At 56.5% G+C, this 12,039-nt stretch carries 12 protein-coding genes; 7 read left to right on the top strand and 5 right to left on the bottom strand.

Translation table 11 applies throughout. The annotated features are described in order from the left end of the window. Positions 1-97: 97 nt before the first annotated feature. Positions 98-1,804 (bottom strand): DEAD/DEAH box helicase, encoded by a 1,707-nt coding sequence (locus AACY98_RS14145; protein ID WP_339806055.1) that lies wholly within the window; start codon positions 1,802-1,804, stop codon positions 98-100. A gap of 370 nt (positions 1,805-2,174) precedes the next feature. On the opposite strand from AACY98_RS14145, the gene rfbB reads away from it, so the two are divergent. From rfbB to rfbD, 4 genes are read left to right on the top strand one after another with little or no spacing between them, the layout of a single operon-like run. Next, entirely contained in the window at positions 2,175-3,293 is a 1,119-nt protein-coding gene (gene rfbB, locus AACY98_RS14140; RefSeq protein WP_339806053.1) for a dTDP-glucose 4,6-dehydratase, read from the top strand. Between the two features lie 2 nt (positions 3,294-3,295). Next, positions 3,296-4,222 carry a glucose-1-phosphate thymidylyltransferase RfbA gene (rfbA, locus tag AACY98_RS14135; RefSeq protein ID WP_423817582.1) on the top strand — a complete coding sequence of 309 codons (927 nt, stop codon included), beginning with the start codon at positions 3,296-3,298 and terminating at the stop codon, positions 4,220-4,222. Then, on the top strand, positions 4,219-4,782 hold the full coding sequence (gene rfbC, locus AACY98_RS14130) for a dTDP-4-dehydrorhamnose 3,5-epimerase (RefSeq protein ID WP_339806049.1): 564 nt from the start codon (positions 4,219-4,221) through the stop codon (positions 4,780-4,782). The genes rfbA and rfbC overlap by 4 nt, the downstream gene beginning before the upstream one ends. Next, a complete protein-coding gene (rfbD, locus tag AACY98_RS14125; protein ID WP_339806047.1) occupies positions 4,779-5,687 on the top strand; it encodes a dTDP-4-dehydrorhamnose reductase in 909 nt (302 codons plus the stop codon). The genes rfbC and rfbD overlap by 4 nt, the downstream gene beginning before the upstream one ends. 52 nt (positions 5,688-5,739) lie before the next feature. Here the strand turns inward: rfbD and AACY98_RS14120 are convergent, their stop codons facing one another. Next, on the bottom strand, positions 5,740-6,354 hold the full coding sequence (locus AACY98_RS14120) for an NAD(P)-dependent oxidoreductase (RefSeq protein WP_339806045.1): 615 nt from the start codon (positions 6,352-6,354) through the stop codon (positions 5,740-5,742). A 24-nt stretch (positions 6,355-6,378) separates the two neighbouring features. Continuing rightward, positions 6,379-7,131: a DsbA family protein gene (locus tag AACY98_RS14115; protein ID WP_339806043.1), complete on the bottom strand. Its 753-nt coding sequence runs from the start codon at positions 7,129-7,131 to the stop codon at positions 6,379-6,381. 225 nt (positions 7,132-7,356) lie between these two features. On the opposite strand from AACY98_RS14115, the gene AACY98_RS14110 reads away from it, so the two are divergent. Then, positions 7,357-8,271, top strand: coding sequence for a LysR family transcriptional regulator (locus tag AACY98_RS14110; protein WP_339806042.1), 915 nt, complete (start codon positions 7,357-7,359; stop codon positions 8,269-8,271). Here AACY98_RS14110 and AACY98_RS14105 read toward each other — a convergent pair. Beyond that, positions 8,265-9,422, bottom strand: a complete 1,158-nt coding sequence (locus AACY98_RS14105; RefSeq protein WP_339806040.1) for a DMT family transporter — start codon at positions 9,420-9,422, stop codon at positions 8,265-8,267. The genes AACY98_RS14110 and AACY98_RS14105 overlap by 7 nt on opposite strands. Next, positions 9,419-10,570, bottom strand: coding sequence for an aromatic ring-hydroxylating oxygenase subunit alpha (locus tag AACY98_RS14100; RefSeq protein ID WP_339806038.1), 1,152 nt, complete (start codon positions 10,568-10,570; stop codon positions 9,419-9,421). The genes AACY98_RS14105 and AACY98_RS14100 overlap by 4 nt, the downstream gene beginning before the upstream one ends. Positions 10,571-10,845: 275 nt before the next feature. On the opposite strand from AACY98_RS14100, the gene AACY98_RS14095 reads away from it, so the two are divergent. Both AACY98_RS14095 and AACY98_RS14090 read left to right on the top strand, forming a co-directional pair. Further along, on the top strand, positions 10,846-11,094 hold the full coding sequence (locus tag AACY98_RS14095) for an exodeoxyribonuclease VII small subunit (RefSeq protein WP_339806036.1): 249 nt from the start codon (positions 10,846-10,848) through the stop codon (positions 11,092-11,094). Positions 11,095-11,105: 11 nt separating this feature from the next. Continuing rightward, positions 11,106-12,038, top strand: coding sequence for a polyprenyl synthetase family protein (locus tag AACY98_RS14090; RefSeq protein WP_339806034.1), 933 nt, complete (start codon positions 11,106-11,108; stop codon positions 12,036-12,038). Position 12,039: the final 1 nt, after the last annotated feature.

The following is a 12,039-nucleotide window of genomic DNA, read 5'->3' as shown; positions in this document are numbered from 1 at the left end:
AAAAAAGCCTGTGCTTTTATGGGCACAGGCTTTAAAGTGGTTTTATCTGGGAGCACAATTAATTGGTATATGTGCCCTTTAATGATGTAAAAACATCTCAGTTTGCTGCCGAAGGGCGACCTCTGCCTGATCTGGCGCTACCAGATCTGCTTTCGGACGAAGACCGGCGCGGTGCACTTCTGTTTGGCGTTGTACTGAAGCCGGATTTGCTGCCCGGGCGCTTTGTGGCTGCGCCGGTACGGTTACCACCGGGTTTTCCGCTGTAATAACCATCAGCACTTCCTCTGCTGTTTCGGCCTGCGCCCGCTGCGCGTTCACCTGTACGGCGTTCCCCGCGCCCTGATTCTCCTGCCGTGCCACCCGTCAGGGCCGATTGTTGTCTGGGGCCTGCAAAGCGTGTTTCGGGCCGACGGTCATTGTAGCCGTCTGATGCGCCGGTGCTTCTGCCGCCTCTACTGCCTTTGCCGTCTTTGCGCTGGCTGTCACGGGCCTGCCCACCGCCGGTACGTCCGGCACGGGTACCTGCACCACCGCGTGGCTGGTTGATCTGCTGACGGGCCGCTTTCACGAATGATGCGGTGGACTGGCGGCTGGGCGCCCTGCCAATACCGCCCCACAGTACCTGCCGGCCCATCACAATGGGCTGTGCAGTTTCCAGCGGGTCGGGCTGGAATCCGTCAATCACAATCTGTTCAACCGGGCGTTTAATCAGTGTTTCAATCTGTTGCATGAACCCGGCTTCGTCCACCGTGACCAGACTGATCGCAACGCCGTCAGCGCCCGCGCGGCCTGTACGGCCAATGCGGTGCACATAGTCTTCGCTGACATTAGGCAGTTCATAGTTAACAACGCAGGCCAGCTGGTCAATATCAATGCCGCGGGCGGCAATGTCGGTGGCCACCATGGCCTGAATCTGGCCGTTCTTAAAGCCTTTTAATGCAGCGGTACGTGCGGCCTGGCTTTTGTTGCCGTGCAGCGCAACGGATTTAATGCCGTTTTTCTCCAGTGCATCAGATACTTTATTAGCGCCAAATTTGGTACGGGTAAAAATCAGCACCTGATACCACTGGTTATCCTGAATCAGCTTGATCAGCAGTTCCAGCTTGCGGCTGCGTGCAACCGGGTGTGCAATCTGTTCAATGCGCTCCACCGTGGTGTTGCGCGGGGTGACCTGAATGGTGTGGGGCTCGTGCAGCAGTTGCCCGGCCAGTTCGCGGATTTCTTCGCTGAACGTGGCGGAAAACAGCAGGTTTTGCCGTTCTTTGGGCAGCTGCGCCAAAATCTTGCGGATATCGATGATGAACCCCATGTCCAGCATGCGGTCGGCTTCATCCAGCACCAGGGTGCTGGCCTGAGACAGGTCGACAAACCCCTGCTGGTGCAGGTCGAGCAGACGTCCGGGGGTTGCAATGATGATGTCCACACCGCGTTGCAGGCGCTGGATCTGCGGGTTCATGCTGACGCCGCCAAACATCACCATGGTGCTGAGTTTGAGGTATTTTCCAAACTGGCGGAAAGACTCTTCAATCTGTGCGGCCAGTTCGCGCGTGGGTGCCAGAATCAGCGCACGCGGAATGATGCGGCCTTTTTTGTTTTTGGCCGGGTGTTCCTGCGCCAGCCGATGCAGAATGGGCAGGGCAAAACCGCCGGTTTTCCCGGTGCCGGTTTGTGCGCCGGCCATCAGGTCAACACCGGACAGTACGACCGGGATGGCTTCCTGCTGAATCGGGGTTGGGGCATCAAAACCTAAATCCTGCACAGCCTTCAGCAAGGCAGGCGCCAATTGTAAATCTTCGAATTTCATAATATTGTTGGAGGTACCGGCGGTTTATGCCAGGTACAAATAAGATCAGCCAGTTTGCAGTCTGATATAAACTGCAATCAGAACCCGAATCAGCAGGCCTTGCGCCTGCTGCATTTGCAAGGGTCTCAGTCTTTGGCGGACGGGGGTTAATTAAGCAGCGCCATGTGGTTCATCTGTTAAGCTTTGCTTTTTCGTGCCACACCATCGCTGTATGCCTGGGCACGACTGAGTGCCACAAACAAGTGCATCATTGTAACGCGTATTGCAAAAAGACGCTGGCAGATAAAATAGGGCGGAATCCTTTTAATTCGCGTTTGAGCGAAAATGAGGGCTCCCGGCTTTTTAAGCGTGTTATGGTTTGCTCTTTCAGATGAAAAAAACAGCTCCTCATTCCAATGCACAATCGCCCCGGCGCATACTGGTCAGCGGCGGGGCGGGCTTCATTGGTTCGGCACTGGTGCGCTACCTGGTGAATGTGCAGCAGCTTGAAATCATCAATGTGGATGCGCTGACCTATGCCGGAGATTTGTCTGCGCTGTCGGCCGTGGGAGAAAGTGCTCGGCATTTTTTTTACCGGCAGGATATTCGGGATGCGGATGCGCTGGCACAGTTGTTCATGAAGACACAGCCACAGGCGGTTATGCACCTGGCTGCTGAAACGCATGTGGATCGCTCGATCGATGCGCCTGAAGTTTTTGTGCAGACCAATGTACTGGGCACGCTGAACATGCTGGAAGCCGTGCGGGCCTACTGGCAGCAGTTACCGGCGGCGCAGCAGGCGCAGTTCCGGTTTTTGCATGTATCCACCGATGAGGTGTATGGCGATCTGGCGGCAGGGGCTGAGCCTGCAGATGAACAGACACTTTATGCGCCAAGTTCGCCCTATGCGGCGTCCAAGGCCGGGGCCGATCATCTGGTGCGTGCCTGGCATCGGACGTATGGACTGCCGGTGTTGCTGACGCATTGCTGCAATAATTATGGCGCTTATCAGTATCCTGAAAAGCTGATCCCTCACATGATCCTGAATGCTTTGGCGGGCCAGCCGCTGCCGGTATATGGCGATGGTTTGCAGCAGCGGCAGTGGCTTTTTGTCGACGACCATGTGCGCGCATTGTGGCGAGTCTTATGCGCCGGCCGTGTGGGTGAAAGTTATCACATCAGCGTGCCGGAAACAATGAGCAATCTGGATGTGGTTCGGCAGATCTGCCATGTGCTGGAGGCGCTGCTGCCTGTGCATCCACAGGCGGTTAAATCTTATGCGTCACTGATTAGCCATGTGCCGGACCGCCCCGGCCATGACCGGCGTTACGCGCTCAACAGCGACAAAATCCGCCGCGAACTGGGCTGGCTGCCGCAGGTGAATCTGGAAGAAGGGCTCAGGCAGACGGTTGCATGGTATGTGCAAAATCCATCATGGTGGCAGCAGGTGCTGGCGCGCGGCTATGCTTTGCAGCGGCAGGGGCTGGCTGCTTGTGGAGGTGGGGTATGAATATGCCGCTTAACCCAGGCGTTAAAGGTGTGGTGGTGGCTGGCGGTACCGGTTCACGCCTGTATCCGGCCACATTGGGGGTGTGCAAGCAACTGCTGCCGGTTTATGACAAGCCGATGATCTATTATCCATTGTCTGTTTTGATGCTGGCAGGGATCCGTGATGTACTGATCATTACCACGCCTGATGATCAGGTGACTTTCGAGCGCATGCTGGGGAATGGTTCACAACTGGGCATCCGGATCAGCTATGCGCAGCAGCAGGCGCCGCAGGGTGTGGCGCAGGCTTTGCTGGTGGCAGCGCCTTTTGTACAGGGTCACCCGGTTTGTCTGGTGCTGGGCGATAACCTGTTTTACGGGCAGGGGTTTAGCGGCATGTTGCAACAGGCTGTAAGGCAGCCTGCCGGGGCCACGGTATTTGCTTATCCGGTGAACGATGTCCGGCAATTCGGTTCGGTGCTGCTGGATGATGCCGGCCGGGTGTTAAGCATTGAAGAAAAGCCGCAGCGCCTTGCCGCAGGCTATGCGCTGACCGGGCTGTATTTTCTGGATGAGCAGGCCGTGGATATGGCGGCCACACTCAGCCCTTCGCCACGTGGCGAGCTTGAAATTATGGATGTGTTAAAAATCTATCTGCAACAGCAGCAATTGCAGGTACAGCGGCTGGGGCGTGGCTTTGCATGGCTGGATATGGGCACATGCGATGCGGTGCTGGACGCCGCGCATTTTGTGCAGACGCTGGAAAAGCGCCAGGGGTTCAAGGTGGCCTGTCTGGAGGAAATTGCCTGGCACCAGGGCTGGCTGGACAGCAGCCAATTGCGGCAGGCGGCAAAGCGCATGGGGGCAAACGCTTATGGCGCTTATCTTTCACGGCTGTTGCAGCACAGTGAAGCGGATGGCGCATCACCAACAGGCGGGGCAGACAGATGAATGTGATTGAAACCCAACTGCCAGGTGTTGTGCTGCTGGAATTGCAGCGGCATGAGGATGCACGCGGTGAACTGACAGAACTGTTTCATGCACCGCGCTATGTGCAGGCAGGCATCACGCTGCCTTTTGTGCAGGATAACTGGTCACACTCCCGCAAAGGGGTGCTCAGAGGATTGCACCTGCAACAGCGTTATCCGCAGGGCAAGCTGGTGACGGTGTTGCAGGGCCATATTTGGGATGTGGTGGTGGATATGAACCCTGCCTCTTCCACTTTTGCGCAGCATGTTGCGGTGGATCTGTATGCGCCCGATACTCCCGAAAAACGCTGGCGACAATTGTGGGTGCCGCCGGGTTATGCGCATGGTTTTTGTGTGCTGAGCAGCAGTGCCGATGTGCTGTATAAATGTACCGACGTGTACCACCCGCAGGACGAAGGCGGGGTGCTGTGGTCTGACCCGCAGCTTGACATTGCATGGCCGATCAAACAACCTCTGGTGTCCGAGCGGGATCAGCACTTACCTACAGTGCAGGCGTGGCTGGAGCGCCAGCCCAGACCATGAGCCATATCCAAAACGCCACTGCCCTGCGCGTACTGCTGACCGGTGCCGGCGGGCAGGTGGGGCAGGCGTTGCAGCGGGGAATGCCGGCAGGGGTGGAACTGTATGCGGCAGACCATCACATGCTGGATATCACGCAACCGCAGCAGGTACAGTCGGTTTTTGCGTTGTTTCAACCCGACCTGCTGATCAACGCGGCCGCGTATACACAGGTGGACCTGGCGCAGACAGAGCCGGCAAAAGCGTTTGCCGTGAACCGTGATGCGGTTGTGCATCTGGCACAGGTTGCGCAGGCCGCGCATGTACCGGTGCTTCATCTGTCTACCGATTATGTGTTTGATGGCAGTGCGAAGGCACCGTATACAGAGGCTGATGCAACGAATCCGTTGAATGTGTACGGCAGCAGCAAGCTGGCTGGCGAGCAGTGTCTGCTGGCGATGCATTCGCGTGCGCTGGTGCTGCGGACCAGTTCCGTTTTCAGCACGACACATGCTAATTTTGTCACACGCATTGTGCAGCAGGCGCAGACAAAATCTGAACTCCATGTGACAGAAGGGCAGATCAGTTGTCCGACACCAGTCAGTGCATTGGCTGAAACGTTGTGGGCTCTGGTGCGGCGATACTGGCAAAACGGCGATTTACCGTGGGGTGTGCTGCATTATGCCGGGGCACCGGCGTGCAGTCGCTATGCATGGGCGTGTGAAATCATCGCAGTGGCACAGCAGCATGGCATATTGCCCCATGCCGTACAGGTGCTGCCAACACAGGCCGATTCAAGCACCGGGGCATTACCAGGGCACGCCATCAGGCCAGCCTATAGTGAACTGGACTGCGGGCGCATTCAAACCCTGCTGGGAATTGAACCGCCCTCATGGATGCAGGCATTGCATAGTATGTGGCAAAGATGAACTCCGAAGTGTGAATACACTCCGGCGTTCATGGAGAGATGGTGTCAGTATGTCAGTAGCCTACAGTAAAACGCTGGCGCGCGTGTTGTGGTTTTTCCAGCTCATCGGCCATGGCAATTGCGTAATCTTCCATGGATATCCAGCTTTTCCCCTGGCTGTCGACCAGCAACTGGTTGTGTCCCAGGCGGAACTGTCCGGTTTGTTGGCCCGGCATGAATTCTGCCGACGGGGATAGAAAGGTCCAGTCAACTTCCTGTTCCTGCTGCAAGCGTGCCAAGAAGATGGCGCCGGCATTGGCTTCCGGTTTGTAGCTGTCGGGAAAGTCCGGCGTATCCAGCACGCGTTTGCCGGGTGCTACCTCCAGGCTGCCGGCACCACCTACAACAAGCAGGCGAGCAATGCCGGCGGCCTTGACCAGAGCCAGTATATCATCGGCGGTGGGGCCATCTGAAAACCGTGCAGCGCTGATCAAGGCGTCGCAGCCTTTGATCTGAGGTGCCAGAGGCTGTGCCTGTTTGCCATCACCTGCAACCAGCGTGAGATTTTTCTGCGGTGAAATATTGTCAATGCGGCGCGCCACGCCAACAACAGCGTGTCCACGGCGCAGCAATTCGTGTGCAATGCGGGAGCCAACGCGCCCGCTGATGCCAATAAGGGCAACTTTCATTTCTTTTCCTTTCCTGTCTTGGAGTCAGTTTGTGGTTTTGGGGGGTGCGCAGCCATCAATCGGGCAGGCGGTCTGTGCCGGGCTGGTTTCGTCCAGCTCGATGATGTCGTGTCCCTGTTCATACAGCAATGTTTGCAGGTGCTTTTTCCATTCCTGCGGTCGGCCCAGGAATGAGCCCAGGTCGACAACCGCCCAGTCGGCATCCGGTGTTTCCAGCGCCAGTGTGGGAAAGCCCTGTCCTCCCACCTTGAACAACAGCGCGCGGCTCTGTTCAATATGGTCCTGTGTTTCATTGCCGGCCAACTGCTGATAAGCAGCGGTAAACTGCTGCGCATTCAGGCCGATATCCTGTGCCAGTTGGGTAAGCACATGTTCTTTGGAAATGTGCAGGCCTTCCACATACAGCGCTTTTTGCTCCCGGTGCAACATATCCAGCCCGTAGCCGCCAAGCGCCTGGGCCGCCAGCATGGCGGTCGTCGGTTGCATCGAGTTCAAAACCGCTTCGGAGTCGTGCAGCAGTCCGTTATAGTAAGCGTCGCCAAAAGGCTGTCCGGTGATTTTGGCTATGCGCTGGTCGTGCTGCATCACATAAGTGCGAAACTGCGGGCTGACATGTACCACGTTGGTTCCGGTCAGCATGCCGCCACCGTGCAGCGTCAACTCAACGTGCGGCATGCTTTGCGCAATATCCAGCAACGGTGCGGCAGCGTAGCACCAGCCGCAGTAGGGGTCAATGATGGCGTGCAGTCTCAGGTCAGAAGGTGTTTGTGCTGTCATACGGGTGTTTCCTCCGGCGTTAAATGAATCCATTTTTATATGCTGAATTGTTTTGACATGTTGCTTGAAAGCGCTTTCTTTGGCCAGCTAGCGGCCCTGGTTTTATCGTGAAGAGCCATGAATTTATGCTTGATTTAAATGATGCCTTGATCTTATATTGCATAAATCGATCAGTAAATGGCAAAATAGACAATAAATTGTTTCATTAATCGATCAAATAAATACATGGACCGCGTTACTGCTGCACGGGTTTTTGTCGAAATTGTTGAGCGGGGCGGGTTAAGTCCGGCTGCGGCCAGCCTGGAAATGTCTCGGCCCATGGTGACGCGCTACCTGGCCGCCATGGAACACTGGGCAGGCACCCGTTTGCTGCACCGAACCACACGGCAGATCAGCCTGACAGAAGCCGGCAGCCAGGCTCTGCAGGATTGCCGGCAGTTATTGGATGTGGCGCAAAGATTTCCGATTGCGTCGGCACGCTCGGTGCAGGGGCTGATTCGTGTCAGCTGTGCGCATGTGTTTGCGCAATATATCCTGGCGCCGGCATTGAGCCGTTTTCTGGCGCAGTATCCACAGGTGACGGTTGACTTGCAGGTCAGTGATCAGGCGGTTAATCTGGTGGCCAACCGGATTGATCTGGCGATCCGGTCAACCAACCATCCTGATCCGCAACTGGTCGCCCGGCCCCTGGGGCAGTGTGTTTCGGTGTTGTGCGCAGCCCCGGCTTATCTGGAAAAGCATGGCCTGCCTAAGCAGGTGGAAGACCTGATGGTGCACAACTGCCTGACACACCATTATTACAGCAAAAGCCTGTGGGCATTTCAGGCGCGGAAAAACCAGCCACCGAAAAGTGTGCCGGTGAATGGTTCCATGAGCGCCAGTGAGTCAACGGTTTTGCTTGCTGCGGCCTTGCAGGGCGCCGGGATTACCATGCAGCCGGTGTTTGCGGTGCTGCCGTATCTGCAAACCGGGCAACTGGTGGAGGTGCTGGGGCACGAGCATGTGCAGGATCTGGCGATTTATGGGCTGTATGCATCACACCAGGGCATGACGCCGCTGCTGCGCACGCTGCTGGATTTTTTAGTGCACTGGTTCAGCCAGCAGGACCCTGCTGGCGGAATCAGGCCGTTTCATCAATGATGGTGTTTATCGGCATGTTTGAGCGCGTGCGGAATTTTGATGCTGCGTAAAATGGTTGCCAGTAAACCGGAGAGAACAACCAGTGCCATGCCGATCCAGGTGAGCTGGTCGGGCCAGCCGGTGCCCAGTATCCAGTCAAACAGAATCACAAACACCAGCCCCAGATACTGCAGGCTGGCGTTGACCAGTGCATTGCCCTGTGTATAAGCACGGGTCAGCAGCAACTGTGCTGCCATGGCGGTGACGCCAACAGGAATCATCCAGGCAATGCCGGGCCAGGAAAATTCGGAAAAGCCGTTGGGGTTGAACAGCGTGCATACCAGCCCGAAGATAGCGCCAAACAGGCAGAAGTAAAAGACGGTGCGGTATTCCGGCTCGCCCATACGGCCCAGCGCTGCCACCTGCAGGTAGGCCAGTGCCGCAAAAACGCTGGACAGCAGCACCACCAGGCTGGCCCACAGTTCAAAACTGTCGCCGGTGGGGCGCAGAATCAGCACAATGCCGCCAAAGCCGACCACAATGGTGAGCAGCAGTTTAAAGTCCGGTTTGCCTTTGCCGGTGATCATGGCCGAAGCGATGATGAACAGCGCCATCCAGATGGAGGACATGTAACTCAGGGTGGTGGCGGTGGCCAGCGGCAGGATCGCGATACCGTAAAACCAGCAGGTCATCGACATGGTGCCGATGAAGGAGCGCCACATCTGCATGCCCAGATAGGGCGTTTTCATAGCGGTGATGCCGTGCCCGTGCGCAATCTGCTGGTAGATCAGCAGGCATGCCACACCGATAAAACCGCGAAATGAAATGATCTCAAAATTGCTGTAATAGCGTGAAGCCATTTTCACGCACAGCACCATGACAGAAAATAAGAACACCGACATGATCATCAGGAACGCCGGGCTTCGAATGATGCCGATCAGCAGATTCGGGCTGTCCTGGGCAGCGGAAGCTGCTTGCTCTGATGCTGTCGGTAGCACCGTATTGTCATTGGCCGCGCTGGCCTGCGGGGTGCTGGTTGAGTCTGGGAGGCTGTGAGAGGAGGCTGCTGGTAGGTCAGCCTCCGGATCGCTGGCGGCATTGCTGTTTTCTGCCGTCGCAATGGATGCATCGGCTGATGCATCCACTGTATTGCTGGAAATGTGTTGGTTCATTCTGCCGCCAGTCTGGGAGTCTGCTGTTGTGCCGGCTCTTTCATGATTTTGCGATACCACAGGTGGAACTGTTCCATGCCATTTTCCATCGGGTTCTGGTAAGGGCCTACTTCACTGACGCCGCGCTCCATCAGCGCACGGCGGCCAATGTCCATGCGCTCGCCGATTTCATCGTCTTCAATGCATGTTTCCATATAAGCTGCGCGTTCGGCTTCAATGAAGTCACGCTCAAAAGCGGCGATCTCTTCCGGATAGTAGAACTCCACGGTGTTGAGGGTTTTCTGCGTACCCATTGGGTACAGGTTGGAAACCACCAGTACGTGCGGGTACCACTCGATCATCAGCGTTGGGTAGTACAGCAGCCAGATAGCCCCATGGGGTGGGACTTCAGGCAAGCCGGCGTTGCGGCGGTAGTTGCGTACCACTTCCTGCCACTTTTTGTACACGTCCGAGCCCGACTTGGTCAGCCCGTTGGCAATACCCACGCGCTGCACCGAATACTCTTCACCATATTCCCAGGTCAGGTCGTCACAGGTGACGAAATTGCCCAGGCCCGGGTGGAACGGCCCGACATGGTAGTCTTCCAGGTAGACTTCAATAAAGGTTTTCCAGTTGTAGTTGCAGACGTGCTGTTCCACATGGTCCAGCACGTAGCCGGAAAAGTCCAGGTCGGCGCGGGGGCCGAGCTTTTCAAAGTCTTTGGAAATGTTGCGACCATGGTTTTCAAACAGCAGGCCATTCCACTCACTGACCGGGAAACGTTGCAGGTTCATGCAGGGGTTCTGGTCAAAGTGCGGTGCACCAATCAGTTGCCCATCGGTTTTGTAGGTCCAACGGTGCAGCGGGCAGACAATGTTTTCACCGGTGGTGCCGCGGCCCCTGAGCATGATGGCCTGGCGATGCCGGCAGACGTTGGAAATCAGTTCAATGCCATTTTTGTTGTGAACCAGCGCCCGGCCTTCGTTTTCCTGCGGCAATGCATAATAATTTCCTACCTCCGGAACGGCAAGGCGGTGTCCCAGGTACAGCGGTGTGTGCTGAAAGATAAGCTCCATTTCTTTTTGATAGAGTTCTTCGCTGAAGTAACTGGAAACTGGCAACTGCGGGCCAGGGCCGTCTTGATGGAGATAAGTTTTCAGATCCGACATGATTCCTGAGGTATCCCTTTAAAAAAGACATCAGGCTACCGGCCGATATGGCGTAGCGTGGGTGGCTAAAAAGAGCCGTACTCCTGTTGATGTGGGAAGAGGTGAATGATAAAAATACCCTGACTTCTATCTAGAGCATAAGTAGGTAGCAGACAGGGGCATATGGCAAAAGCGCCATACTCCTTATTTTACCCCGATCTTGCTGGTATTCGCCCGTCATAAGGGTAAAATGTGGAAAGTTTGAAGAAAATCTGAATCATATAGGTAACAGTATCATGGCATCTTCCCGCAAAGCGGCCGCACGGCCGGTTCCGGATAATTTTGAAAATGCGCTGGATGAGCTTGAGCAACTGGTGGCGCGCATGGAATCAGGCGAGCTGGCGCTGGATGCGCTGCTGGAAAATTACCAGCGCGGTGCGCAACTGATTTCTTTTTGCCGTGACAAGCTCAAAACGGTTGAACAGCAGGTGCAGGTGCTGGAAGGCGGCGAGTTGAAGCCGCTGATCTCCGGGGATGCCCAGTGAGTGGTGTTCAGATGCCATATGCTGTCAATGCCGAAGGTCAGCAGCAGGCCTTTGACTATGAGCGCTGGGCAGCGCAGCAGCTTGAACGGATTGAAACAGCGCTTGACCAGCATGTCAGCGCCAGCGCGCCGGCAGAGCTGGGGCAGGCGATGCGTTATGCAGCCTTGAATGGGGGCAAGCGGTTGCGCCCGCTGCTGGTGCTGGCAACCGCGCAGGCGGTGGGGGCTCAGGAAACGCCGGCAGCGCTCAGAGCGGCCTGCGCCGTTGAGCTGATTCATGCCTATTCGCTGGTGCATGACGATTTGCCCTGCATGGATAATGATGTGCTGCGCCGCGGGCAGCCTACCGTGCATGTGAAGTTTGGCGAGGCGCTGGCATTGTTGGCCGGCGATGCGTTGCAGGCACTGGCTTTTGAGGTGCTGACCCCGGCTGATGAAACACAGGTTCCGCTGGTGGCTCAGGCACGGCTGGTGGCTGTATTGGCGCGCGCGGCAGGTGCCATGGGGATGGCTGGCGGGCAGGCGATTGATCTCACGCACGTTGGGCTGAGCATGGATGAGCAGCACCTGCAGGAAATGCATCAGCTCAAGACTGGCGCATTGCTCAGCGGTTGCATATCGCTGGGAATGGCGTGCAGTACACAAAGCGTCAGCCGGCAGGCACGCGATGCGCTGAATACATATGGACATGCGCTGGGGCTGGCGTTTCAGGTGGTTGATGATATTTTGGACGCAACAGCCGAAAGTGCGGTGATTGGTAAAACGGCCGGCAAAGATGCGCAGGCAGGCAAACCGACTTATGTGTCGTTATTGGGCTTGGCTGCCGCCAGGCAGCGGGCGCAGGCGCTGCATACGCAGGCCAGGCAGGCACTGTTGCACAGCGGACTGACGCAGATTGCCCCGTTGCAGGCATTGGCCGACAAAATGGTGGCCAGGAGTTATTAGT

The organism is Saezia sanguinis (assembly GCF_963921665.1).
Taxonomy (GTDB): domain Bacteria; phylum Pseudomonadota; class Gammaproteobacteria; order Burkholderiales; family Burkholderiaceae_C; genus Saezia; species Saezia sanguinis.
The sequence above is the reverse complement of the archived record's forward strand: the minus strand, read 5'-3'. Positions and strand labels throughout refer to the sequence as shown.